This is a genomic window from Aeromonas sp. PI_26 (assembly GCF_027854445.1).
Taxonomy (GTDB): domain Bacteria; phylum Pseudomonadota; class Gammaproteobacteria; order Enterobacterales; family Aeromonadaceae; genus Aeromonas; species Aeromonas veronii.
In genome coordinates, this window is sequence record NZ_JAJNOE010000010.1 from 84,323 (window position 1) to 107,983 (window position 23,661).

General features: G+C 59.3%; 21 protein-coding genes. 2 read left to right on the top strand and 19 right to left on the bottom strand.

Going from position 1 to position 23,661, the window contains the following annotated elements; all coding sequences use genetic code 11:
• Positions 1-6: 6 nt before the first annotated feature.
• From LRL22_RS12340 to LRL22_RS12425, 18 genes are all read right to left on the bottom strand, one after another.
• Positions 7-1,047, bottom strand: a complete 1,041-nt coding sequence (locus LRL22_RS12340; protein ID WP_005340051.1) for a rod shape-determining protein — start codon at positions 1,045-1,047, stop codon at positions 7-9.
• A 204-nt stretch (positions 1,048-1,251) separates the two neighbouring features.
• Positions 1,252-4,908, bottom strand: coding sequence for a DUF6701 domain-containing protein (locus LRL22_RS12345; protein WP_270905493.1), 3,657 nt, complete (start codon positions 4,906-4,908; stop codon positions 1,252-1,254).
• Positions 4,905-5,330, bottom strand: coding sequence for an MSHA biogenesis protein MshP (locus LRL22_RS12350; RefSeq protein ID WP_216954499.1), 426 nt, complete (start codon positions 5,328-5,330; stop codon positions 4,905-4,907). Before LRL22_RS12350 ends, LRL22_RS12345 begins: the two co-directional genes overlap by 4 nt.
• Before the next feature lie 37 nt (positions 5,331-5,367).
• Positions 5,368-6,297 carry a type II secretion system protein gene (locus LRL22_RS12355; protein ID WP_270905494.1) on the bottom strand — a complete coding sequence of 310 codons (930 nt, stop codon included), beginning with the start codon at positions 6,295-6,297 and terminating at the stop codon, positions 5,368-5,370.
• Positions 6,297-6,920, bottom strand: a complete 624-nt coding sequence (locus tag LRL22_RS12360) for a prepilin-type N-terminal cleavage/methylation domain-containing protein (RefSeq protein ID WP_270905495.1) — start codon at positions 6,918-6,920, stop codon at positions 6,297-6,299. Before LRL22_RS12360 ends, LRL22_RS12355 begins: the two co-directional genes overlap by 1 nt.
• Entirely contained in the window at positions 6,907-7,395 is a 489-nt protein-coding gene (locus tag LRL22_RS12365; RefSeq protein WP_270905496.1) for a prepilin-type N-terminal cleavage/methylation domain-containing protein, read from the bottom strand. Before LRL22_RS12365 ends, LRL22_RS12360 begins: the two co-directional genes overlap by 14 nt.
• A gap of 56 nt (positions 7,396-7,451) precedes the next feature.
• Positions 7,452-7,889, bottom strand: a complete 438-nt coding sequence (locus tag LRL22_RS12370; RefSeq protein WP_139409366.1) for a prepilin-type N-terminal cleavage/methylation domain-containing protein — start codon at positions 7,887-7,889, stop codon at positions 7,452-7,454.
• A 14-nt stretch (positions 7,890-7,903) separates the two neighbouring features.
• Positions 7,904-8,575 carry a prepilin-type N-terminal cleavage/methylation domain-containing protein gene (locus LRL22_RS12375; protein ID WP_064337483.1) on the bottom strand — a complete coding sequence of 224 codons (672 nt, stop codon included), beginning with the start codon at positions 8,573-8,575 and terminating at the stop codon, positions 7,904-7,906.
• A 77-nt stretch (positions 8,576-8,652) separates the two neighbouring features.
• On the bottom strand, positions 8,653-9,114 hold the full coding sequence (locus LRL22_RS12380; RefSeq protein ID WP_270905497.1) for a hypothetical protein: 462 nt from the start codon (positions 9,112-9,114) through the stop codon (positions 8,653-8,655).
• A gap of 88 nt (positions 9,115-9,202) precedes the next feature.
• A complete protein-coding gene (locus LRL22_RS12385; RefSeq protein WP_270905498.1) occupies positions 9,203-10,423 on the bottom strand; it encodes a type II secretion system F family protein in 1,221 nt (406 codons plus the stop codon).
• 3 nt (positions 10,424-10,426) lie between these two features.
• Entirely contained in the window at positions 10,427-12,136 is a 1,710-nt protein-coding gene (gene mshE, locus LRL22_RS12390; protein ID WP_270905499.1) for an MSHA fimbrial ATPase MshE, read from the bottom strand.
• A 74-nt stretch (positions 12,137-12,210) separates the two neighbouring features.
• Positions 12,211-13,290, bottom strand: a complete 1,080-nt coding sequence (locus LRL22_RS12395; RefSeq protein ID WP_270905500.1) for a tetratricopeptide repeat protein — start codon at positions 13,288-13,290, stop codon at positions 12,211-12,213.
• A complete protein-coding gene (gene mshM, locus LRL22_RS12400; RefSeq protein ID WP_255911695.1) occupies positions 13,287-14,177 on the bottom strand; it encodes an MSHA fimbrial biogenesis protein MshM in 891 nt (296 codons plus the stop codon). Before mshM ends, LRL22_RS12395 begins: the two co-directional genes overlap by 4 nt.
• A gap of 92 nt (positions 14,178-14,269) precedes the next feature.
• Complete coding sequence (gene mshL, locus LRL22_RS12405) at positions 14,270-15,937, bottom strand: pilus (MSHA type) biogenesis protein MshL (protein ID WP_043826241.1); 1,668 nt, start codon at positions 15,935-15,937, stop codon at positions 14,270-14,272.
• A 70-nt stretch (positions 15,938-16,007) separates the two neighbouring features.
• A complete protein-coding gene (locus tag LRL22_RS12410) occupies positions 16,008-16,337 on the bottom strand; it encodes a SctD/MshK family protein (RefSeq protein WP_047434660.1) in 330 nt (109 codons plus the stop codon).
• A complete protein-coding gene (locus LRL22_RS12415) occupies positions 16,330-16,977 on the bottom strand; it encodes an MSHA biogenesis protein MshJ (RefSeq protein ID WP_181223405.1) in 648 nt (215 codons plus the stop codon). Before LRL22_RS12415 ends, LRL22_RS12410 begins: the two co-directional genes overlap by 8 nt.
• Complete coding sequence (locus LRL22_RS12420) at positions 16,977-17,570, bottom strand: PilN domain-containing protein (RefSeq protein WP_270905501.1); 594 nt, start codon at positions 17,568-17,570, stop codon at positions 16,977-16,979. Before LRL22_RS12420 ends, LRL22_RS12415 begins: the two co-directional genes overlap by 1 nt.
• The gene (locus LRL22_RS12425; protein WP_005340015.1) at positions 17,570-18,433 is read right to left on the bottom strand and encodes a hypothetical protein; all 864 of its coding nucleotides are present in this window, start codon (positions 18,431-18,433) and stop codon (positions 17,570-17,572) included. The genes LRL22_RS12420 and LRL22_RS12425 overlap by 1 nt, the downstream gene beginning before the upstream one ends.
• Before the next feature lie 87 nt (positions 18,434-18,520).
• Here LRL22_RS12425 and LRL22_RS12430 point away from each other — a divergent pair, with 87 nt between their 5' ends.
• Positions 18,521-19,444, top strand: a complete 924-nt coding sequence (locus LRL22_RS12430) for a 1-aminocyclopropane-1-carboxylate deaminase/D-cysteine desulfhydrase (RefSeq protein WP_270905502.1) — start codon at positions 18,521-18,523, stop codon at positions 19,442-19,444.
• A gap of 64 nt (positions 19,445-19,508) precedes the next feature.
• Here the strand turns inward: LRL22_RS12430 and LRL22_RS12435 are convergent, their stop codons facing one another.
• Positions 19,509-21,437 carry an EAL domain-containing protein gene (locus LRL22_RS12435; protein WP_042081406.1) on the bottom strand — a complete coding sequence of 643 codons (1,929 nt, stop codon included), beginning with the start codon at positions 21,435-21,437 and terminating at the stop codon, positions 19,509-19,511.
• 504 nt (positions 21,438-21,941) lie between these two features.
• On the opposite strand from LRL22_RS12435, the gene LRL22_RS12440 reads away from it, so the two are divergent.
• The gene (locus tag LRL22_RS12440; RefSeq protein WP_270905503.1) at positions 21,942-23,468 is read left to right on the top strand and encodes an EAL domain-containing protein; all 1,527 of its coding nucleotides are present in this window, start codon (positions 21,942-21,944) and stop codon (positions 23,466-23,468) included.
• Positions 23,469-23,661: the final 193 nt, after the last annotated feature.

The following is a 23,661-nucleotide window of genomic DNA, read 5'->3' on the forward strand; positions in this document are numbered from 1 at the left end:
TGGGTCTTATTCGTAGTGGAACAGATCGCCACCGTGCATATCGATCAGCTCCAGCGCCTTGCCGCCGCCACGGGCCACACAGGTGAGGGGATCTTCGGCAACGACGACGGGGATACCGGTCTCTTCCATCAGCAGACGGTCGATATCTTTCAGCAGCGCACCACCACCGGTCAGCACCATGCCGCGCTCGGAGATGTCGGATGCCAGTTCCGGCGGAGACTGTTCCAGCGCAACCATCACGGCAGCCACGATACCGGACAGCGGCTCTTGCAGCGCTTCCAGGATCTCGTTGGAGTTGAGGGTAAAGCTGCGCGGCACACCTTCAGCCAGGTTGCGACCACGTACTTCAATCTCGCGCACCTCTTCGCCCGGGTAGGCGGAGCCGATCTCGTGCTTGATGCGCTCGGCAGTCGCTTCACCGATCAGGCTGCCGTAGTTGCGACGGACGTAGCTGATGATCGCTTCGTCAAACTTGTCGCCACCGATACGGACAGACTGGGAGTAGACCACACCGTTCAGGGAGATGATGGCCACTTCAGTGGTACCACCACCGATATCCACGACCATGGAACCGGTCGCTTCGGAGACCGGCAGGCCGGCACCGATGGCAGCGGCCATAGGCTCGTCGATCAGGTAGACCTCACGGGCACCGGCACCCAGTGCGGATTCCTTGATGGCGCGACGCTCAACCTGGGTTGAACCGCACGGTACACACACCAGCACGCGCGGGCTGGGGCGGAAATAGTTGTTGTCGTGAACCTGCTTGATGAAGTGCTGCAGCATCTTCTCGGTCACGTAGAAATCGGCGATCACGCCGTCTTTCATCGGGCGGATCGCGGAGATGTTGCCCGGGGTACGGCCCAGCATCTGCTTGGCGGCATGACCGACAGCAGCGACCGATTTGGCGTTCCCGCGCTCTTGGCGAATGGCGACAACTGAGGGTTCGTTAAGGACGATCCCTTGATCTTTTACATAGATCAGGGTGTTGGCAGTTCCCAAATCGATCGACAGATCGTTGGAAAAGACGCCTCTGAGCTTTTTGAACATGGCTACGGGAAATCCTAAGAATTTGGAGGTGCAGAAAACCGGCTAACTTTACCAATGCCCACCCCAATGGGCAAGCGCTCAAACTGTCGCCAATCAATCAGGCGCGACAAAAATGCGAGTCATCACTCACTCGCACACGCTTGCAAACACTAATAAACAAGGATTTAGGGGGATGCTGTTGAGCCATTCCTCCTTTCACATCATTCAGTGCAATACTTCGCGCCGATAAATAATTCTGTCATTACCCCGGCTGGAGCCGAAAATGGCCTCACCTTGCAGGTTGCCGTCATTGGCACTCGTTGGGTCAGACAACCAGAGTGGCTGCGACGGCTGTTTTGCCAATTCGACCTTGTAGGGGATGCGCACCGAGATGTCCGGCTTGGCAAAGTGGAACAGGATCTCCCCGTCTTTCGCCAGTGCAGCCTCCCCACCCGGTGCCGAACTGCCCAACCCCAGCTTTATCTTGCGACCCGCCCCCAGCTCCAGGTCACGGCTGGCCCCATCAAAGGTGTGACTCGGGTTGAGGAAAGTGAACCCCTGATTGGCCAAAGAGAGCTGGGTACATTGATCTTCCTTGTTCAACAACCAGTTGCCCGCTTCGTAATATTGCATCTGCTGCGGAATGGCCAGCGGCGCCGAGGCCAGGCCTGCCTCCGTGCCCGCCTGCAGGCGGCCGAAATAGGCTTTCATTGGCACACTGTCGATTAAACGGGCATTACAACCGCGGCCACTGCAGTTACCCACTACGGCATCATTGAAATTCGGGCTGGCAATCAGCGTTCTGTCGCCATCGTTATCCCTCATATAAAGGCCAAACAGCAAAGAGTTGTAGGGACCATCCGGTTGCGTGTCAGAGAGGCGCACAAACTCGCTGCTACCGGCAGTCAAAGTCGCCCGGCCATTTAGCCATGGCAACGGCTGCAAACTGCGCAAGCGGTTCGACAGGGATTTACCATCCAGGTTATTGGCAACCGAGATAAAAGCACTCCCCTTGGCAAAGGGCCCCGTATAATTCAGGGTCTGTACACCCGTCGTGTTACGAGCCAGCACATCCAACGCAATGCCAAAGGGCTGGCCCATGTAGGAGAACGCATTGCAGGCCGGCACGATATCACCGCTGACCAGATTGAAGTCGGCAGGAATAAAACGCCCCACCGGCTGGCTCTGGGCTGATGGGATGGTGTAATTGAAGTAGCCATTGGCTGGTGGCGTCGCCGTCATCCGGAACACTCCCACCTCGCTCACAGTCTGGCTAAGGCTATTGACACTGTTGGTCGCTGCCACGTGGTTGTAAGTAGAAGTACCCAATACGGCATTGGAGCCGGGGCTTGGTGCCACCAAGGTGCTACCCAAGCCAATGCCACTCAGCACAAAGTTGGGCGTAGTCTGATTTCCTGCGCAGATATCCCCATCATTAGCCGACTCCCAGGCCATCGCCTTGATATCTACCTGAAACGTCTCCCCCGCTTTTTTGAAGACTGGACAGCTGCTATCACCTGCCGCGCATACCCCTTGCGGAGGGGTAATGCACAAGCCCACCGGACGCGCTACAAACTGATCCGCGCCGAGCATCACCAGACCGGCTTCACTGCCGGTACCATCATAACGGGCATCCAGTTGCACCTTGCCCGCGTCCGGGTACTTAACCGTTATGGTCGACTGCCCCTGAGCATCGAATGCGAGGGAGAGCGGCGTTGCAGCGCCCTGACTGGCACCAATCGTACTGCTGTTGACGCTCATCTGGCTGTTATAGGGGTTACTGGTGGGGGTGATATAGCTACCCCAGAACTTGACGCTCTTGCTCTGGTTGGCAAACCCCGGCACGCACTGCCTGGTCACGTCGCTCTTCTTGACCGCCTTGATGGTCACCGTCTGCGGCTGGTTCGAGTAGGTGTCGGGCACGTCGAAGATAAATCCGCTGTCGGCAAAGGTGAGCGTACAGGCAGCCGCACTCTTGGCGCCACCGCCAACCCGGCACAGGGTGGTACTCAACGGTTTGGTCGAGGGCGTCGAGCCGCTGACCCCGACGGTCACCGTACCGGCGGTATTCTGTCGCAGCGCCAGCGTGGTGGTTCCTCCGCTGAAGCTCACTTGATTGCCTCCCACCCAACCACCGCTGGTACTCGTTGCGGGTTGCAGGGTGGCAGTCACGGGCTCGGTCACCAACAGGCTGCAGTCGGCATTGGCACAGGCCCGAATGGTCAGGGTTTCAGGGTTGCAGGTCAGCGCATTGCCGCTGTGATCGAATTCGAAATGATCGATCTGGGTGCCCACTGGACTGGAACGCAGCGCACAGATCCGCACGTTATCGATCTCGTGGAAGTTGGTCACCGACCCGGTGGACCCAGTCAATGACAGCAGGAAGTTGCCCGGTACTGTCGCTTGGCCGGTCTGGCTCGTCATGTTGATTGGACCAACGAGCGTACGAAACCCGTCACCGCTATCCCGTTCGACGGTGGCCACCGAGTTGCCCGCCGTGCGAGAGTCGACCGTAATGCGATAGCGGTGGGGGCGATTGCTGTTGGTACCGCTGTCGACGGTCGGGTTGAGATTGCTGGCGGTTCCGGCCAGGTAGCGGTAACCGGAGGTACCGGAGCCGGATCCGCGAATAGATACGGCCTGCGGTCGGGAGCCGATATTATAAGACCCCCCCTCATTGGCGTAGTTGCCGTATTCGTCGATCCCGACACCAAGCCAGCCGCCCGCAAAACCACTGATCCCGGTCTTGAAACCGTATCCTAGGGGGCCACCAAACGCACCTGGTTGTGGCGTCAGGGTGGCATCCGAGAGCACCACCGCCATGCCATCCGCCCCGCTTGTGCCGGAAGTCTTGTAGGCGTATTGATCGAACTCGACCGTCACCAGGTTACCAGCCCCGGGGAAGAGGCGCTGGAAAGTGGCCGACGTGGCCTGGTTGGTGACGTTCTGGGTAAGACGCAGGCGACCATTCTGCACCGATGGCAATGTGCTGTTGTTGCGCTGAGCCACGACCCAACTGTCGGGGTTGATCTGGCTGCTTTCGAAACCGTCGACAAAACAGGTCAGCATCGGCGGAAGTACCGCTTCATTGATGCTGGACTGGGCATCCATGGCCAGATAGCGGGCCGTCACCCTGCCATAGACGGTGGCATTATTGTTCATGGTGAGCTTCCCATCGGCATAGAGATAACCATAAAACGTGGTGCGGTTGTCGATCACCATGTCGTTATAGTTAACCCAGATGAGACTGCCCTGATTATTGGCATTGATATTGACCGTATTGACCAGCTTGACATCCTGATTGACGAAAATCCGGGTGGTGCCACTGCCTGAGAGACGGATGGTACCGCTGTCCAGAATCAGCTTGTCGATGAAGTAATCCCCCTCCCCCAGCACCAGGATCGCGTTGTTGCGCACTGTCAGCGTCTTGATCAGGTAGGTGCTGCGGCTGGGGAACGTCATAGTGCAGTTTTCTACCGTCATCGCACCATAAGAGGTACTGGAAGCCGTTTGCGCACCGAACGAACAGAGCTGGGTCGAATTGGAGGTGATGGCGGGAAAAGCATTATTCCCGCTCAGGGACAGCCCGCGGATATCTTTGCCAGTAACGCTACAAACCATGTAGCCGCCAGTACCATCATCGCAGCGCGGCGTATTGTTCTGATCCGGCTGGATGGAGCAGAAGTTGAGAGGCAAACCGCCGGAACCGTTGATCTTGGCGTTGTTGAGTTGGCTAAGCTGGTAGCCGCTAATCTGATGGCAAACGTTATTGTTGTTGCCATGATGCCCTTGCACCACATCCGGAAAGAGCGTGCCTGTGTCGATAGGGTCGAAGGCCCAGACATGGCCAGTAAAGAGGGCAAGCGCCCATACCCATTTCATTGTCCGCCTCCGTCATACGCTTCAAGCATCAGAGTTCTGCTCACGGCAAAATCGGGACTCGCACTATCCAGTTCAGAGGAACCACAGGTTCCGACACTCTCGAGACGATAGCCATTAGTCACGGCACCGTTATAGGTCACCGGAACCTGAGTGCAACGCACAGCAACTTGGCACTGCACCAGACCGGTAACGCCGGTGAACGAGGGGGTCGGGCTGATCCAGTCACAACGATCCTGGGGAGATGGCGCAGCAGGCCGGTTCGGAAACAGCTGATACAGAGCAATCTCCAGCCCGCTCTGGGCGGCCAGCAGAGCACGCACACTGCGTACCTCCACGGTATTTTTCTCGCTACTGTCGACCAGAAAACGGCCCATGGCGGCCGCCAGCAGCGCCATCACCACGATCACAAACAGGGCGATCATCAGGGCGCTACCACGCATCCGTCCTGCCGGGAGTGCATCACGGGACATTGAACACCTCGATCTTGTGGTTGAAGGTGACCGACTCCCCCTTGCGTTCGAACACAAAGCGCATGCCAAACTCCCCTTCGGCGTTAAACGCCGAGGTTTCCCGATAGAAGGTTCCAATACGAAGGGAATCGGCCATCAATACGCCTTGTGCAGGTAAGGATGCTCCAATGGGGGCAGTGGCACGGATCAGCGTGTTTCCTTCCACACAGTAACGTACCTGCTGGTTGGCAAAGTAGACCCGGCTGCCCGGAGAGAGACCAGCCAGGCTCTCGGCACTGGTATAGCGTATGGTTTGCGCTCCGGATACGGGCGTCAGCACATCCGTGACCTTGGCCACGCAGCGGCCATAATCGCAGCCAGCCGTGAGCGAACCGGCATTTTTGTCCGGCACAGGGAAGACGATCAGCTGATCATTTTTTTTGATGGCGGTGGCATCCACATCCAGTGGGTTGGCAGCAGAAGCCGGGGTCGCCATCACCAGCTCAAGGGTGGCCGTGCTCCCCGACATAGCACGGTTAAGCGCCAGATAGCGGCTGGAGGTGCTGATGGGCCAAAACCGCAGACAGGCACCGGAGTCGACCCATGCCCCGCCAGTCGTCTCGATCCGCTCCGATCCCGGCACCGCATCGCGCAGTTCGCGGTTAAGCCGCTCCATGGCGAAGCGGGCATCGCTCATCAGCTGCTCACGGCTGCTGGCATCGCCATAAATCTGGGTACCGATACCGATAAACTGGCTGGTAAAGGTCGCCATTATCCCGAGCAGCAGGATGACCATCACCAGCTCGACCAGGGTAAAGCCACGGTTACCCCGAGGTTTGTGGTAGGTTCGATTGGCCACCAGGCGTAATCTGGCGCCGGAGTTGGCTAGGGGCGCTGATATTCTGGTAGAGAGGCAACCCCCGACAGCAGAGCGATCCATCAGTAGTTCCCCCGGTAGAAGGAGAAGTCGAGCACGCTCTGATCCGGTAGCTTGATCTGCAGATCAATACGCTTACCCACAGAACAGGGTGCGGCACAACTCTTGAAGGTGCCGTCGCTGAAATCGGCTCCGCTCACCACAATTTTCACCTGATAGTTGCGATACTCCTCACCGCCGACTCCCGCTGCAGTCTGAGTCAGGCTGTTGGCATCCACCCAATTACCTGCGGTATCGAAATCATCCACATCGTTATAGGCATAGGATGCGGGCTCACCATCAGGACCATATTGACTAGGCTGCCAACCAGCAATCGTCGGAGCAGGAGGTTGCTGGGTACATGCCACGCCAACAGGGCAACTGCAATCCCCATAAAATTGGCCATTAAAGGTCTCGCCACAACGATAACGACCACCGTTATGATCCGAATGTTCATCAAACGACTTTTGCAGGATCTCGCCGGAGAGGCGCTGGGCAAGCTGGGCGGCGCGCACCTGCTGCACCGGATCCACTGCCTGAGGTGCTTGATTGATAAGTAACCCCAACATACCGGTCAAGGCCACGGCCAGCAGCACGATGCCGACGATCAGCTCAATCAGGGTAAAACCACGCTTAAGGGATCTCATGGATAAACCCCTCAGACTCAATCTGGATGCGGCTGGTTTCGTGACCATCTGTGGCTTGCAGCTCGCAGCCACCGGCGCAGCTACCGAGCGGGCGGCCCATCTGATCAAAGCGGATAACAAAAGGAGGCGTGCCCTTGTTCGAGGAGAGGGAGATCCCGGCTGACAGGGTCACCGGACGGCCACGGGTGAGCTGATTAGCGTTCCAGCTCGATATAGCCGCAGGATCACCACAAGGGGAAAGCGTGCTGTGGCCAAACTGGCCCTCGTCAACCCGCAGTGAGGTACAACGATTGGCCGGTTCGTGCATATTGACGGTCTGTACCAGCCGCAGCCGGGTAAGCAGCTCGTCACGCACGGTTTGAGTTTCAAAGCCGCCTTTGCCCAGCCATTTTGGCACGGCAAAGGCGGCCAGAATCCCGAGTAACAGGATCACCAGTACCAGTTCAATCAGGGTAAAGCCCTTGGTTGCAGGCATGGGACTTCTCATCAGGGAAAAGAGAAAGCGAGGCCGAAGCCTCGCCTTTTTAATCATTATTTACCGCATTCAGTACTTACTGCGATGGAGGGTACGCCACCTACAGCAGTAATAGTATTCGCATAAGTCACAGCACACTTACTGTTAGGTTCGTTGCTGGGTTTAAAAGTACCAGGAGTACCAGACACTTCACTCCAGCCATCCAGAGCAACAGTTTTACCTGCATCTGTGGTGAGTGGGTAACCAAATTTGGTGTTAACTGTGGTACCGGCTACAGAAACAGCACCAGAGGTACCCTCAATTCCCAGAATTGCAGCTTTGCTATATACCAACTGGGAAGAGCTTTGCAGAGATGCTTTGACACCATCTGCAGCTGCTTTACGAGCATCATCCTGCAAATTCAGGAACTTGGGTGCAGCGGTGACCGCCAGAATACCCAGAATGATGATCACGATAACCAGTTCGATCAGGGTAAAACCCGCCTGTTTTTTCATTTCACTTTCCTCTGTTAATTAATATTTGTGGTCACCTGACCGGACGCCGGACGGTAACTGAAACTCATAAATGCATCAGTCTTGCCTTGCGGATCCTGATACTTGCCATCACTGCCCTTACTCAAACTATTGACCAAATAGTAACGGCAGACCGAATCCAGTCCATTACTGCTCACTGTGGCATAGTATTTCAGGTCATTGCCGCTACCGCGCACTTCATTGAAGCTGGCCGTAGCCTTGGGCGGGTTTTGCAGTAACCCCTCCCAAATATTGAGACAACGTTCGGCGGTCAGATTGGCCGGATCCACATCGGGATTACCGCTTGCAATGGTATCCATGGGATAGCCGGGCGACAGCTCGCCGTTGCTGATCTGGGTATCGGTCGGAGTGGTCAGATAGAAGCGGCTGCCGTCATAGAGCACGGTATTGAGGCTGTCCTGTTTGGCGCGACCTTCCGCCTCCCATTGAGCACGCACCAGCGAAACGCCGGTAGCAAAACCGCCGGAGACTCCCTCGACGCTGGCCTTTTTCGCTTCATCGGTCACATCGAGAAAGCGTGGCAGCGCAGTCACCGCCAGGATCCCCAGGATCACGATAACGATCACCAGCTCAATGAGGGAGAAGCCGGCAGATCGTCTCCTCATCCCGTTTTCCGGCATTGTTGGTGCCATTGGTTTCATTGTCATGCTCCCTCCGTAATGCCCCACATTATTTCATGCAGGCCCAAAAAAATCATGTAGTTGGGTCATATGATTGGTTTCATTCAAGGCTTTTTCATCACCCGCCCGTCAGAAAACTGATAAACCAGCCAATAACCATCCCACCCCATCTCGCAACCACTGCCATCGGGACGGGCCAGAACCTGCAGGGGAGGCACGCCCCCCTTCGTCTCACCCATCAGTGCCAGCCACAATTGACGGCAATTTTCCGAAGGGGATTGCAGCGGCACCAGCCCCAGGGGCCACCCTCGGGCATCAAACTGCCACCCCTTGCCAGCGACATGCAGTGTCTGCGGGCGCCGCTCATCGAGCCAAATGCCGTGCAAACGCTGTGCCCGCTCGGCAAATTGCTCCCCCAGCAGGGTGAGGGTGAGCTGCTGCGCCTCTTCCCGGTGCCCCTGATAGCTACGCACCAACGTAGCAACAATCACCATCAACAGGATGATCACGGCGATCCGCCGATATCCGGTCAGCCAGCGATCATCCTGCTGCGTCTGTCTGCTCATCCAGCCCTCGACTCCACCGATCACATGCCTCTTACGGCTCGCATCATGTCCCACCACTCAGGCGTGAAGATATCCAGTTCCAGCAAGATTACTTGCCGCGAACTGCGCGCATCATGTCCCACATGGGAGTGAAGATACCCAGCGCCAGGATCAGCACCATCACCGCTACGATCCCGATCAGGATCGGCTCGATGCGGGCGGTGAGACTCTTGAGGTCATAATCCACCTCCCGCTCGTAATACTCGGCCGCTTCGTGCAGCAGGTCATCGACCTGACCGGTCTCCTCCCCTACGGCGATCATCTGCATCACCAGCGGGGTGAACAGGCCGCTGCTGCTGGCGGTGCGCAGCAGGCTCTCGCCCCGCTCGATACCAGCGCGCATATCCCGCACCCGCCCCGCCATCCAGGCGTTATCAACCGCATCAGCCACCAGGGTCAGCGCAGTGTTGAGGGGCACGCCGGCTTTGAGCATCATGGAAAAACTGCGGGCAAAACGGGCCAGCAGGGAGCGCTCTATGATAGTGCCGACGATCGGCAATTTGAGTTGCCAGCGGTGCCAGGTCAGCTTGCCCTTGGGTGTAGCGACCCAGCGGCGCCAGCCAAACACCATCCCCGCCAGAATGGCGAGCAGCAGCCACCAGTAGTGGACAAAAAAGTGGGAAGTGGCGAGTAGAATGCGGGTCGCCAGCGGTAACTCCACCCCGAATTTGGCGAACATGCCGGCAAACACCGGGATCACCATGATATTGAGGATCACCATGGCGATACCGATGGCGATCATCACGAAGCTGGGGTAGCGCATGGCGGTCTTGATCCGCTTGCGGGTCTCCAGCTCAAGCTCGAAATAGTTGGCGAGCTGCAAAAAGGACTCTTCCAGCTGACCTGTGTTCTCACCCACATGGATGATGGCGACAAACAGGCTGCTGAATACCTTGGGGTGCGCCTGCATCGAGCTGGAGAGCGGGCGACCGTTGCCAAGATCTTCCCCCAGCGAGTGAAGCGCCCGCTTGAGCGGCTTGCTGTGAGTGCTCTCCTCCAGCCCGGCGATGGCACGCAGGATCGGGATCCCGGCCCGGGTCAGGGCATACATCTGGCGGCTGAAGATCACCAGCTCGTCCAGCTTGACGCCCCCTTCCAGCAACAGTGACCAGTCGATGGCAGCGGATTTGGCCTTGCCCGGTTTGAGCTCGGTGGGCATCACGCCACGGCGCATCAGCTGTTCGGCGGCCGCCATCTCGTTGGCCGCTTCGACCACGCCACTGGTGGCGTTGCCCTGGCTGTCACGCCCCTTGTAGGCAAAGTTAGCCATCGCTTACCCCAAATCCTCGGCCAGTCGCAGCACCTCATCCACCGAGGTGATCCCCTGACGGGCATAATCGAGGGCGGTGAGGGCAAGCGGCCGGTAGTGTTCGTGTTGACGGGCCGCCTTGGCGAACCCTTCCGCATCGTTGCGGCGCAGGGCATCCATCATCGGCTGATCCAGCTCCAGCAGCTCGTAGACCCCGATCCGGCCGGAATAACCGGTAAAGTTGCAGCTCTGGCAACCCCGGCCCTTGTGATAGGTGTGTTGGCCTGGCGCCTCGCCGGAGAGCACAGTGAGCCAGGTGGCCTGTCCTTCGTCGGGCGCCTTCTCCTCGACGCAGTGCTCACATACCCGCCGCACCAGCCGCTGGGCGACCACCGCCCGCAGGGCACTCGCCACCAGATAGCCGGGCGCCCCCATGTCGATAAGGCGCAAAGCACTGGTCACCGCATCGTTGGTGTGCAGGGTGGTCAGCACCAGGTGACCGGTGATGGCGCCACGCAGACCGATCTCTACCGTCTCGTTGTCCCGCATCTCGCCCACCAGCAGGATGTCCGGATCCTGACGCAAGGTGGAGCGCAGCACATTGGAGAAGGTGAGGCCGATCTTGGGATTGACCTGCACCTGATTGACGCGGGAGAGGCGATACTCCACCGGGTCTTCTACCGTGATGATCTTGTTGCTGGACTGGTTGAGCTCGGAGAGGGCGCCATAGAGGGTGGTGGTCTTGCCGCTACCGGTCGGGCCGGTCACCAGGATCATCCCGTGCGGCCGTTTGAGTTGACGACGGAAACGGGTCAGGATCTCCGGCGGCATGCCGGTCTCGGTCAGCGACAGGATGCCGGAGGATTGATCCAGCAGACGCATCACCACAGACTCGCCATACTGCACCGGCATGGTGGACATCCGCACATCCACATCGCGACCGCGCACCTTCATGTTGAAACGGCCATCCTGCGGCAAGCGCTTCTCGGAGATATCGAGCCCCGCCACCAGCTTGAGACGCAGCACCAGCGCCTGGGCGATGCGCACCTCGTTGAGGATGTTCTCGTGCAGGATACCGTCGATCCGCTGGCGAATGCGCAGCACTTTCTCGTCCGGTTCGATGTGGATATCCGACGCCCCCACCTGCACCGCATCCTCGAACAGGGAGCGCAGCAGCTTGGCCACCGTCGCCTCCCCCTCGTCATTGGCTCCCAGATTGCTGGAGCCCAGCTCGAAGCCGGAGTCCTGATACTCCTCCTGCAGCTGTTCGGCGAAACTCTCAATCTCGCGGGTCCGGCGATAGAGGCGGTCGAAATACTCCAGCAGCTGCCCTTCCCGCGCCACCGCCAGCACCATGATGCGCGGGCTGAGCAGGGCGGCGACGGCATCCAGTGCGCTCAGATCCGCCGGGTCCGACATCGCCACCGTCACCTTGTCGTCGGTAAGGTTGACCACCAGCGCCCGATAGCGACGCGCCTGCACTTCGGGCAGCAGCGGCACCGCGGCGGCGTCGATGGTGAGGTTGTTGAGATCGAAGAAGGGCACATCCAGCTGGCGGGCGAGGAACTGCAACAGCTGCACCTCGCTGATAAAGCCGAGGTCGATGAGGGTGGTGCCCAGCTTGCGGCCGGTCTGACGCTGCTGCTGCAGGGCAAGCTGCAGCTGATCATCAGAGATGATCTGCTCTTGTACCAGCAGGTCGCCGAGGCGCATTTTCAGTCTGGGTTGTGCCATGTTTGCTCCGATCTCTGTTACTTCACACCCGTTGCCGCATCCGATTCCGCTTCGCTAATCGAACCTGCTGTTTATCAAGGGGTTAGTTGGCCAATTCGTTGTTCCAGCCAGTTGGTCGATGCCTCGCCGAGGTTGCCGTGCAGCAGGGCGTTGCGATAGGCATCGAGCGCCCGCTGGCTGTGACCCTGACCATCCTCGGCCACACCGAGGCCAAGCCACCAACGACCCTGATCCGGCTGCTGACGCAGCAGCTTCACATAGAGCGCCGCCGCATCGGCATTCTGGCCCAGCTCCTGAGTCAGTCCTGCCCAGGTGGCGTAGTAGTCCATGTTGCTGGCGAGATCCGGCTGATAGCCGGACAACCAGCCAAGCGCCTGCTGCTGCTGCCCCTCGCTGATGGCAAGGCGGGCCAGCAGCAGACGAAAATCGGCCTGTTGGGGATCGAGCCGGATCCCCTCTTCCAGCAGCTGACGCGCCTCAGTCAGGCGGCCCTCGCCGTAGAGCAGCCCCGCCAGCTGCTCGCGCGCCCCCTGGTTGTAGGGGTCGTGGGCCAGCACCTGATAGTAGTTGTCCTGTGCATCCCGCAGGCTTCCCTTGGCCATGGCGGTGGTCGCCTTGCGCTCCGCCAGTGCCGCCAGCTCCTTGGCCGACAGCTCCACCGTCTCGATCTTCAATACGCTCGGCTTGCGCGGCGCGCTGGCGACGGCCTGCTGCTCTGCCGCCAGTTCGGCGTAAAGCTCGGGCTGCAGCTCTTCATCGGTCGGCTCCGTCTCGTCAACATCGCTGGAGGCATCAAAGGGCGCACCGTCGGCCATGTCGGCCGAGTCACTCTCGCCTGCCTCATCATTCACCTCATCCTGACTTGGCAACGGCAGCGCGGCCGCCACCTCGACCGGCTCGGGCTGGCTGACCGGCGCGGCGGCCCTTGCCACCACATCGGGGGCGATCACTTCACTGGCAGCCGTCACGGTATGGGTCTGCTGCCAGTAGATCCAGGTTCGCCAACCAAGGATCCCCAGTGCCAGACCGCAGATCAGGGTCAGCAGCAACATCCACCATCCCTGCTGGCGCGCAGGGGCAATATAGACGGCAGCACCTTCGGATCCTTGCTGGCGCCGATCCAGATCTTTCAGCATCTGGTTGATGACACTCATGGCCAGACTCCATAAGTCAGGGCGCACCCCAACAACAGTAACAGGGGCCACCAGCGCCGTGGCGCAAAGCGGCTGGCATCGTCGGTATCGCGAATGGCGAGCCGTACCAGACGACTGTCGATCTGACGCACACCCTGACCATAGGCCAGCATCAGGCACTTCTGCGCCAGGATATTGATCAGTCTCGGGATCCCTCGCGATGCGCGCCACAACAGGCGCATGGCTCGACCTGCAAACAGCGGTGCCCCTCGGTAACCGGAGACCTGCAATCTGTGCTCCAGATAGGCGCGGGTCTCGTCAAAACGCAGCGGCCGCAGGCAGTAGGAGAAGCCAATCCGCTGGCGCAGTTGGCGCAGATGCGGCTTGGCCAGTCTGGCATCCAGCTCCGGCTGGCCGAACAGCACGATCTGCAGCAGCTTGCTCGATTCGGTCTCGAGATTGCCAAACAGGCGGATCGCCTCCAGCGTCTCGTCCGGCAGCGCTTGCGCCTCGTCGATCAGCACTACCACCCGACTGCCCTGCTGGTGCAGGCTGATCAGGTGACGATGGATACGATCGGTCAGATCCAGCTCACTCTGATCCCGTACCGCCAACCCCAGCTCCAGTGCCAGCGCGATGCGCAGTTCGGCCGGAGTGAGGTGGGGATTGGGCAACCAGGCAAGCCGCACCGGACGCGCTTCCGAACCCAGCTCGCTGAGCAGCTTGCGGCAGAGCAGGGTCTTGCCGGTCCCCACCTCGCCGGTCACCTTGATAAAACCCTCCCCCTGCGCCAGCGCCCAGTTGAGCACCTGCAGCGCCTCTTCGTGAGGCGGCAGGCCGTAGTAGAAGCCGGTATTGGGAGTGAGGCTGAATGGTGCCTCCTGCAGGCCGAAGTGGGTCAGGTACATGAGACCTCACCTGCCACGGCAAGCAAGCAGCCTGTGCAGGCAAGGCAGCACAGGCCGTTCGGGATAAGGGTGACCGTATCTGGTGTCATGGGTCAGCCCTTGGCCGGATACCACTTGTCGAGCAGCTCGGAGGAGCGTTGCAGCTCGTTTTGCCAGGTATCTTTCTCCACCACGGTCGGTTTGAGCATGATCACCAGCTCCACCTTCTTGGTGCTCTCGCGGCGGTTGGTAAAGGCTTCACCCACCCAGGGAATATCCCCCAGCAGCGGCACCTTGCTGACGATCTCCTGCTTGTCGGTCTTCATCAGGCCGCCGATCACGATGATGTCACCGTTATTGGCCTGCACCACGGTATCGGATTCGCGGATCGAGCTTTTCGCCAACGGCAACACCAGCGTATCGCTGTCTGTCACCTTTATGGTCTTGGTTTGCTCTTCAGTATCGATAACGGAGGGATGGATATGCAGCAGCACCTTGCCCTCTTCATCGATCTGTGGTGTTACATCCAAAGAGATACCTGAGAAGAAAGGGGTCAACTCTACATTGGGAGTTGTTCGATCACCGCTCGTCGTGCTCACGGTTGTTGTCGATGCATTGGTGACGAAATATTCGTCCGTCCCCACCTTGATCACCGCCTTCTGGTTGTTGGTCGCAGTGACACGGGGGCTGGAGAGGGTATTCACATCGCCCTGAGTCTTGAGCAGGTTGACCGCTACATTGAAGTTGCCGTCAGAGACCTTGAAACCGGCGCCGCCACCCAGTGCAGTGAAGATCTGATTAGGGGTGGTGGGTAACTGGGTATTGGCCAGTGAACCGCCACCGGTAATCCCCTTGTTGCCATCCCAGCTGGCGGAGAGACCGCTCCAGTCCACTCCCTGCTCATACCCTTCGTTGAGGGCAACTTCGATGATCCGCGCCTCCAGCACCACCTGCCGCTTGAGGTGACTATCGGATTGATTCAGGAATTCACGCACTGCCTTGAGCTCTTTCGGGTAGGCGCGAATGGTGACCAGACCCGCCTGCGGGCTGGTGATCACCGCGCGGCCATCACCCGTGCCAATCAGGGTCTGCAGAGAGTCGCGCAGATCGGTCCAGTAGTCGCTGTTGGTATCGGTCTCGATACGGGTGCCATTGCTGCTGTTGCCGTTCGAGTTGTTGCCGGAGGAGTTATTGGTGCTGTTGTTGTTCGATGCACTGTCAAAACTGCTGTCGCTGCTGTTATTGCTGTCATTGGCCGTCACCCCACCGGTGCTGACCGAGGTGCGGGAGAGGCCACGACGGGACATCATCAGATAGTTGACCGGGATGGTTTCGGTGCGCAGGCCCGCCGGATAGATATGGAAGACATTGCCCTTGCGCTGCACGTCGAAGCCGTACATATCGCCCACCACCGCCAGCACTTCCGGCAGGGTCACATCCTTGAGCTCGACGGAGACCAGCCCTGCCACCCCGGGGTGAACCGCCACGCTGTAGCGGGAGCCCTTGAACAGGGAACCGAAAAACTCCACCGCTTCCACGTCGTGAGCCGCGATACGCAGCCGCTTCTCCGGCATGCCGACCGGCATCTGCGGCCGGTTCAGCTGCAGCAATTCACTTTGCACCGATTTGGGCAAGGCGGTCAGAGGGGCAGCCTGTTTCTGCTGTTCGTTCATGGCCTGTTTGAGGGCATCCTTCGCCTGGGTCGGCTCGGGGTGCTGATACGTGGTACAGCCTGCAGCCATCATGGCCACGGTGATCAGACAGAGACGGTGTTTTTTCATGTAATTAGGGCACCCTGACTTGCAATTAAACTCGATAAAGCCGATTCACCTCTCGAGAGGCAAGCACGACTCAAACCCGGATCTTGCTGGCAAACAGTGTTACCGCATGGCGTTTTCCCGCCTTTTCCAGCACCACGGCATCGGCATTGATGGCCACCAGCGTATAGCCGTCCACCTGTTGTCCGACCCGATAACTCTTGCCATTGAGTACCGCCAGTGCTGGGCCATTACCCAGCACCACACTCTGCAGCTTCGGCAAACCGGCATTGCTCTCGCCGGTCGCACGGGCGCCAACCGCCACATCCGCCAGTGGCGCGGTGGGATCCTGCAATACCTCGACCTGCTCCGCCTGTACCAGCAAGCTGAACAGGCAACAGCACAACGCAAACACTCTAGCCACGGATAAACTCCTTGCTGGTACTCAGGGTGTAGATCTCCATCTCCACCACCGCGCCGGGATAGGCTTTGACCTGATAGTCGAACTGCTTCCAGTAAAAGTGGCGCGGTAAGGCTTCCAGCGCTTTAAGATATTGATACACATCGAAATAGCCGCCTTCAAGCTGAAGCCGGATACCATGCTTGTAGAGATTGACCTTTTGCTCCCCCGCCATCAGCGGAGTAGGTTCCAGCGAACTGAGGGCCAGCATGTGAAGGTTGGCAGAGCGGGAGAGCAACGCCTCCAGCACCAGCGGCATCTCGTGCGCCGGGATCAGATCGACGGTCTGGGCCTTGAGATCATCGTCGATCCGGGCCAGATCCGCTTCGACCTGCGCCAGCTGGTCGCGAACGCCCTGATTGGGATCCCGCTTGAGCCGGGCCTGTTTGCCGAGGTTTTCCAGCTCCATGATCTCGAGGTCGCGCTCGGCAGCACTCAGGGCCATGCGATCCTGCTGCAGGCGGGTATCGGCACCATCGAGCCAGCCGTAGAGTCCGGCCGCCCCCAGCAGCACCAGACCGGTCAGCAGGATCAACACCCGCTCCCGCTGGCTCAACACGGCGATACGCTGGCCCCATCCCTGCCATTGTGCTTTCAGATTCATCAGGGTTTCTCCCGCGCAATGCCGCTCAACTGGAAGGTCAGGCGACCCTCCTTGTCACGGCCGAGGGTCAGTTCACCAAACTCCTTGCCTACCAGACTCGGGGTCTGCTTGAAGCGGTTGACCCAGGCCGGTACATCCTGACTGCGTCCGGCAAAGCCGGAGAGGTTGATCCGCCCTTCGTTGATCTCGATGCGCTGCAACGAGAGATTGCTGTTGCGAATGCGGGAGAGATCCGCCATCACGCTGGCGTAGCCCTGGGATTTTTGCAGAGTCAGGCTGCCCAATTGGCGCATCAGCCCCTGCTTGGCCGTCAGCTCATCCTGCTTGTTGACCAGTTGCTGTTGCAGCCGGGGATCAGCCTGATGGCGCGCCAGCTCGGCATCGAGCCGCTGCGCCTCACTGCGCTTGAGTTCCCGCTCGGCAGAGCGCTGCGCCAGCGCCCGGCTGACCTGCTGCTGCTGCCAGCTGTAACCGACACCCGTCAACAGGATCAGCAGCAGCGCAAAGCCCCATACCAGCGCCATCTGATTGAGGCTGGCCCACTGCCGCTTGGGGCGAAACTCGGCGCCATAGAGGTTTATCTGACGTTTCATCACGCATCCTCCCCGATAGCGGCGGCGTAGGCCGAGAGGTATTCAACGCCGGCCAGGACCGCTTTGTTGGCCATGGCGGAGACGGCAAAGCCGAAGGTCTGCTCCATGTGGCGCACCAAGGTACCGATAAATGGCGAGGCGACGGCGAACTGCATCTGCCCCAGCTCGGGCAATTTCAGCTGGCCCGCCAGATAGTCGAGGGAGCGCTGGATCTCCAGCGCCAGTGAATCGAGCAGCATGCTGTCCGGCTCATGTTCGCCAGTCAGGCTGGTGAAACCGCGCAGCTGGCGGGAGAAGCAGAGCCCGCCCTGATGGAAGACCAGCAGTTGCAGATCCTGCCCCTTGGGCTGCCACAGCAGCATGCGCACCGTCTCGTCAGCGTCATAGAGAGAGGTGAGCGCCAATTCGTCGCTAATGATGGATTGCAGGGTCGCGATGCCGTTGATGGCATCGGCCAGCTGTTGCACCCGGCTCTTGGGCAGGCAGATCACATTGATGCGCGGGCGACCGGCAGGCGGGGTGGGCAAGTCCACATAATCCATCGCCAGTTGCAGTACGGGTTCGCTGACATAGTCCTTGATGGCCCAGGGGAGCGCCCCCGCCATCTCGGCGTCAGGCACTGCAGGCTTGTCGATCTGGATCTGTTGATAAAGGCTGGCGGCGAGGGCCACCCGCACCGTAGACTTGGCCAGCCCATGACGGCTGAACAGCTCGTTCATGGCCACTGCCCACTCCTGTGGGCCGTTGATGGTGCGCGTCGCGAAGACGGGGGGATTGCCCACCGCAGCCAGCATGATCCTGTCATTGGCCAGCAAGAGCCCGACCTGGCGGCTTGGCGTCGACCGTCTGAACAGTTGTTTCATGTAAGCCCGCCCATCAATAGTGATTAAATGTATGAAATATTAACATAAACAGCAGATTAGCCTCCAGATTAAAAGACGGACTCACCATTGCAAGCCATCCTTTCCGCCGAGTCAGAGGGTCAAGCCATCCTCCCTTCCTCCCAGCAACGCCTCCACCATCCGCTGCTGACCCGCTATGGCATCGAGCTGTGGTGCAAGCGGGATGATCTGATCCATCCGGCCATCTCCGGCAACAAGTGGCGCAAGCTCAAGTACCACCTGCTGCATGCCAAAGAGCACGACAAACGGCATCTGCTCTCGTTTGGTGGCGCCTACTCCAATCATATCCACGCGCTGGCGGCAGCGGGGTGCCAATCTGGTCTTCGTACTACCGGTATCATACGGGGCGAATATGACGCCGTCAGTAACTCTACCCTGCGGGATGCCCAGCGCTGGGGCATGGAGCTCGTTTTCGTCGACCGCCAGAGTTACCGGCGACGGCAGGATCCCGACTGGCTGGCCCAATTCGATGCACCCGATACCCTGATCGTGCCGGAAGGGGGTAGCAGCCCGCTGGCCATCCCCGGCGTGGCGGAACTGGTCGACGAAGTGCCCTTCTCGCCGGATCTCTGGGTACTGCCCTGCGCCAGCGGCGGCACTCTGGCGGGCCTGATCGCCGGCAAACGGGATCGGGAGCAGATCCTCGCCATTGCGGTACTGAAAGGAGGCGGCTTTATCGCTGACGAGGTGTGTCGCCTCCATCCCGCGGCTGCCCATATCCCCGGCTGGCGCATCGAGCTCGATCACCACGATGGTGGCTATGCCAAATTCAGCCCGGCCCTCTGGCAGTGGGTGCAGGATTTCAGCGCCACGACCGATCTGCCCCTTGAACCCATCTATAGCGGCAAGGCAATGTGGGGTCTGTTTCGCGAACTGGCGGCGGGCCGTATCGCCCCCGGCAGCAAAATCGTCTTTATCCACACCGGCGGTATGCAAGGGCTCGCCGGGCTGCGGGAGCAGGGGCGACTGTGATCCCTGACTTACGGCAACCGCAAACAACAGAGGGTCGCCCCAAGGCGACCCTCTGTTGTTTATCTCAATCACCAGCCGGTTCCAGCACCAGACGCTGGGGCTCGGCAAACCAGGGCCCCTGCCCGGCATGCACCCCGAGGTGGCGCAGCATCTTCCACTCATCGCCACTCTCCACCCCCACTGCCAGCACCCGGGTGCGGGTATTGGCGCAGCCGCCTACCAGACTGCGGACCGCCATCTGGTTGACCTGACGGGCATGTATCTCCCGTACCAGGCTGGGGTGCAGCTTGAGGAAGTTGATCTCGAACTCCTTGATGTACTGGGTACTCACCACATCCTGACCGGCATGATCGATGGCCAGCTGGCAACCCAGCATCCGCAAGGAGCGCAGCGGCCGCTTGAGCGCCTCGAAGTGACGGGTCACCTGGGATTCCGAGAGTTGCAGGATCAACCGCTCGTTGGTGCTGCGCGGCAGCTGGAACAGGGCGAAGAAGAGCCAGCGCTGGAACTCGCGGTTGAGCAGGCTCTGGGCACTGAGGGTCAGGCTGATGGGGCAGCTCTGCTCGGAGCGCTGGCGCAGCAGGGCTAGGGTCTGCTCCGCCACCAGCCGATCCAGTTGCAGCAACAAGCCCACCTTCTCCGCCATCGGCATGAAGATCCCCGCCTGCAAAGCCCGCCCCTGCTCGTCGTGCAGATAGGTGAGCAACTCCTGCTGCAACACCACCTGCCCCCGATCCTGCTGGATCGGCTGGGTGTAAAATTCGATGCCGTGCTCTTCGAGACGGCGGCTGATCAGGGTACGCCAGCGTACCGTGCCCTTGCTGCTCTGCTCCTCATCCAGCTGCTTCTCGTAGAGGAACCAGCCGTTGTGCCCTTGCAGACGGGCGCTCTTGAGGGCCAGCTCCGCCTCCTCCTGCACCTTGAGCAGGCTGTCTTGTGCCTGATAACAGACGGCGCCGAGATAGACCGCCGTCTCCGGGTTGACCTCCTGCGGCCAGTGCAACCGTTGCAGGCTCTTGAGCAGCTGGCTGGCGCTATCCACCATCTCGCTCTCGGACATATTGGGCAGCAACACCGCAAAAACCTGACCGGCGTAGCGGGCCTGCAGGGCACCGTTATGTTTGCGCACGAAGGCACCTATGGTGGCGCTCGCCTCCATCATCAAATCGTGCCCCAACAGCTCGAACTGATCGGCCTCCAGCTCCTCCAGACAGGCGAGATCGATCAGCAGCACGCCGCCGCTCATCACGCTCGCCTCCATGATGGCGCTCTCCAGCCGGTTGTCGAAAAACAGCCGGTTGCCGATGCCGGTCATCTTGTCGACGAAGGCGTTGCTGCGAATGAAGTTGTCGAAGCGGCTGCGCTCCTTGCGGGCATCGGCCAGCTCGGCGAGCAGATGATCGAGGGCCTGACTGGCGGCCACCGGCCACTCTTCGGCGGGGTCATGACTCAGTTTGGAGAGTTTGTCATCGAGGATCAGCTGGGCGCGAATGCCCAGCAGCTCGGCCCCGCGCAACTGCTGGCGCAGCCAGCGGATGGAGTACCAGAGACCGAACACCACGATAAAGATGCCCAGCGAGATGCCAGACATCGCCTTGATGGAGTATTCCGCCTCCTTGAAGGGGCGCTCCAGTTTGAAGTTGGCCTGCATGCCGGCCTGATGGGGCAGCGGGTGGCTGTATGGCACCAGCAGCTGTTCGTCGACCGGATTGCGCACATCGCGGAACCAGTAGACCCGCTGGTTATTCTGGCGCACCTCCAGCTCTACCACATGGGCAGCCCGCAGCAGAGTGGGCAGCCAGTGGCTCATATCTTCCATGTCGTGAGCAACATCGAGCTGCTTGTCGATCACTTCGACCAGCGCATCGACCTTCTTTTGCTGCAACTCCATGCCCAGCTCGCGAAAGCTGAACACCCCGCCAATCAGCACGGTCGCCATGGCTGCGATCACGCAAAGGGTGATAAATGAGACAAGCTGTGTAGTGAGTTTCATGCGCCTTTCCGTATGCCCAGCATCATCCATGTCGCCTCATGGTAGCAGCGGCGATCGGGCCACAGCTATGGATGAAGATCCCGCTTCTGCAATTTAAGCGGGCAAGCATAACCCAAAGCAGAGGAAGAATACCAAGGATGACGGGCTACAGATGCGGGAAAGGGCGGGATGACGGACAGAAAAATGGTCCCTCAAAGGGGACCAAAAGGAACACTCATATCAAAACTAACACTCTGTGCTACTGACAAAAAACAGATACAGGAGTATTGAACACACGGTGAGTCAAACCGCAGGGCTACTCTAATGCAGTTCGGATAATCTGAGCAATTGTCATTTATGACAGGTCAGCGATTGAATCTAGCCAAAGTTAATAATAAACACATTTAAAATCATGTAGTTAAAAAATCAATCAACAAGTGTGACAAGTCGGACTCAAATTGATTGCACTAATGCTCTATGATGGCCAAGTCCATTTGTGTCTCATGAAACTGGCAGGTACTTCCTTTGCGTAAATCACCCGTCTGGATCGCTCTGTTGCTGTTCGTCCTGCCTGTCGTGGGCAGCCAGTTTCTCGGCCTGTGGTTTGCCAAGCCGATGGCCTTTCATATGCTGGAAGAGAAGGTTGCCGAGCTCAAGGGGGCCATGGCCGTACGCCATCGGGAGCTGGATGCTGCCATCAACAAACAGCTGGCACAATTTGAGTTCAACTGCGGCGCCAAAGACATGGAGCTGCTGCGCGATCCTCGCTTCTACAGCACTCATATCCGTCTGCAGGGGCTGGAACTCGCCTCCGGCAACAGCTGTTCCAGCCTGGGGGTGGGGATCCCGCTACTCAAGGAGATCCAAGACAGCGGGCAGACGTTCGGCAAACTGGGGATTACCGCCACCGTAGCCAAATACAATACCGAACAGGAGGTGGTGGCCTTTTACCGAGCCGGCAGCAACCTCGCCTACTGGGTGCTGGATAACAGCTGGAGCCACGACCTGCTGCAACACCCCTGCAGCCACTGCTTCTATCTGGAGTTCAGCCGACAGGATACCGATACAAGCACAGTCCACTTTCCCCGTGGCGACAAGGAGATCAAACAGGAAGAGAGCAATATCAGCCTGAGTTTCTTCGATCCCAATGAACTCACCAAACAGACGGTCTGGGCGGGAAAAGCGCTGGAGCAATATGCCCATGACCAACTCAATCACTACGGTCTCTGGTTCGGTATCGCGCTCGGTGCCCTGTTAAGCGTCACATACTGGCTGCTGCGCAGCTATCGGCGCTCCCTCAAGGGACTGCTGCAAACAGGGTTGATACGCAGGGAATTTATTCCCCTCTACCAGCCGATAGTGGATGCCCGTACCCACCAAGTGGTGGGATTCGAGGCGCTGCTGCGCTGGCAGCGGGGAAACGAGCTGATCCCCCCGAGCACCTTTATCGAGTATGCAGAGGAGCAGGGACTGATCCTGCCTATGACCGAACAGTTGCTGGAGCAGGTGATCACCGACCTGCCGCAGCTGGCGCCAGAGCAGTGGGTCAGCGTCAATCTGGTGGCGGCCCATATCGAGCAGCCCCTGCTGCGCACCCTGCTCGCTCACAGCCAAAACCCCTCACCCACCCGGCTCACCTTCGAGCTGACGGAGCGCAAGCCGATCCTCGACATCAAGGCGGCCACCGAGGAGATCACCCTGCTGCAACAGATGGGGTATCACTTCAAGCTGGATGATTTTGGTACCGGCTACGGCGGCTTTGCCTACCTGCAGAGCCTGGGGATCCGCCAGATCAAGATCGACAAGATGTTCGTCGATACCATAGGCACCAACGACCTCAAGCGCAGCGTACTGGATGCCATCATCGTCTTCGGTCGGGAATCGGGCATGGAGATGATCGCCGAGGGGGTCGAGAGCCAGTTGCAGGTCGACTATCTGAGCCAGCACGGCGTCTATCTGATCCAGGGCTACTTCTTCGGCAAGCCCATGCCGCTGAAGATACTGACCCACTGGCAACGGGAGTGGCAGTTACAACACCAGAAGGCCAGCTAACGCAGAGATGGCAGGATCTGGCCGCGAAACAGTTTGGTCATCGGCTCGACATCATCAGGTTGATGCTGGCGGTAGCGCTCCGGCCATCAGGCGGGTAAATCCCCCTACTGGCCTTAGCCCGGCGCCATGGTGAAGTCGAACCGCCTCCTGCCACCCCTTATTTACATTCAGCAACAAAATGATCTGCCCTGAC

Bases quoted from the DNA above. Each gene is read 5' to 3' on its own strand.
- LRL22_RS12340 (WP_005340051.1), bottom strand. From the start codon at position 1,047: ATGTTCAAAAAGCTCAGAGGCGTCTTTTCCAACGATCTGTCGATCGAT.
- LRL22_RS12345 (WP_270905493.1), bottom strand. From the start codon at position 4,908: ATGAAATGGGTATGGGCGCTTGCCCTCTTTACTGGCCATGTCTGGGCC.
- LRL22_RS12350 (WP_216954499.1), bottom strand. From the start codon at position 5,330: ATGATCGCCCTGTTTGTGATCGTGGTGATGGCGCTGCTGGCGGCCGCC.
- LRL22_RS12355 (WP_270905494.1), bottom strand. From the start codon at position 6,297: ATGGATCGCTCTGCTGTCGGGGGTTGCCTCTCTACCAGAATATCAGCG.
- LRL22_RS12360 (WP_270905495.1), bottom strand. From the start codon at position 6,920: ATGAGATCCCTTAAGCGTGGTTTTACCCTGATTGAGCTGATCGTCGGC.
- LRL22_RS12365 (WP_270905496.1), bottom strand. From the start codon at position 7,395: ATGCCTGCAACCAAGGGCTTTACCCTGATTGAACTGGTACTGGTGATC.
- LRL22_RS12370 (WP_139409366.1), bottom strand. From the start codon at position 7,889: ATGAAAAAACAGGCGGGTTTTACCCTGATCGAACTGGTTATCGTGATC.
- LRL22_RS12375 (WP_064337483.1), bottom strand. From the start codon at position 8,575: ATGACAATGAAACCAATGGCACCAACAATGCCGGAAAACGGGATGAGG.
- LRL22_RS12380 (WP_270905497.1), bottom strand. From the start codon at position 9,114: ATGAGCAGACAGACGCAGCAGGATGATCGCTGGCTGACCGGATATCGG.
- LRL22_RS12385 (WP_270905498.1), bottom strand. From the start codon at position 10,423: ATGGCTAACTTTGCCTACAAGGGGCGTGACAGCCAGGGCAACGCCACC.
- mshE (WP_270905499.1), bottom strand. From the start codon at position 12,136: ATGGCACAACCCAGACTGAAAATGCGCCTCGGCGACCTGCTGGTACAA.
- LRL22_RS12395 (WP_270905500.1), bottom strand. From the start codon at position 13,290: ATGAGTGTCATCAACCAGATGCTGAAAGATCTGGATCGGCGCCAGCAA.
- mshM (WP_255911695.1), bottom strand. From the start codon at position 14,177: ATGTACCTGACCCACTTCGGCCTGCAGGAGGCACCATTCAGCCTCACT.
- mshL (WP_043826241.1), bottom strand. From the start codon at position 15,937: ATGAAAAAACACCGTCTCTGTCTGATCACCGTGGCCATGATGGCTGCA.
- LRL22_RS12415 (WP_181223405.1), bottom strand. From the start codon at position 16,977: ATGAATCTGAAAGCACAATGGCAGGGATGGGGCCAGCGTATCGCCGTG.
- LRL22_RS12420 (WP_270905501.1), bottom strand. From the start codon at position 17,570: ATGAAACGTCAGATAAACCTCTATGGCGCCGAGTTTCGCCCCAAGCGG.
- LRL22_RS12425 (WP_005340015.1), bottom strand. From the start codon at position 18,433: ATGAAACAACTGTTCAGACGGTCGACGCCAAGCCGCCAGGTCGGGCTC.
- LRL22_RS12435 (WP_042081406.1), bottom strand. From the start codon at position 21,437: ATGAAACTCACTACACAGCTTGTCTCATTTATCACCCTTTGCGTGATC.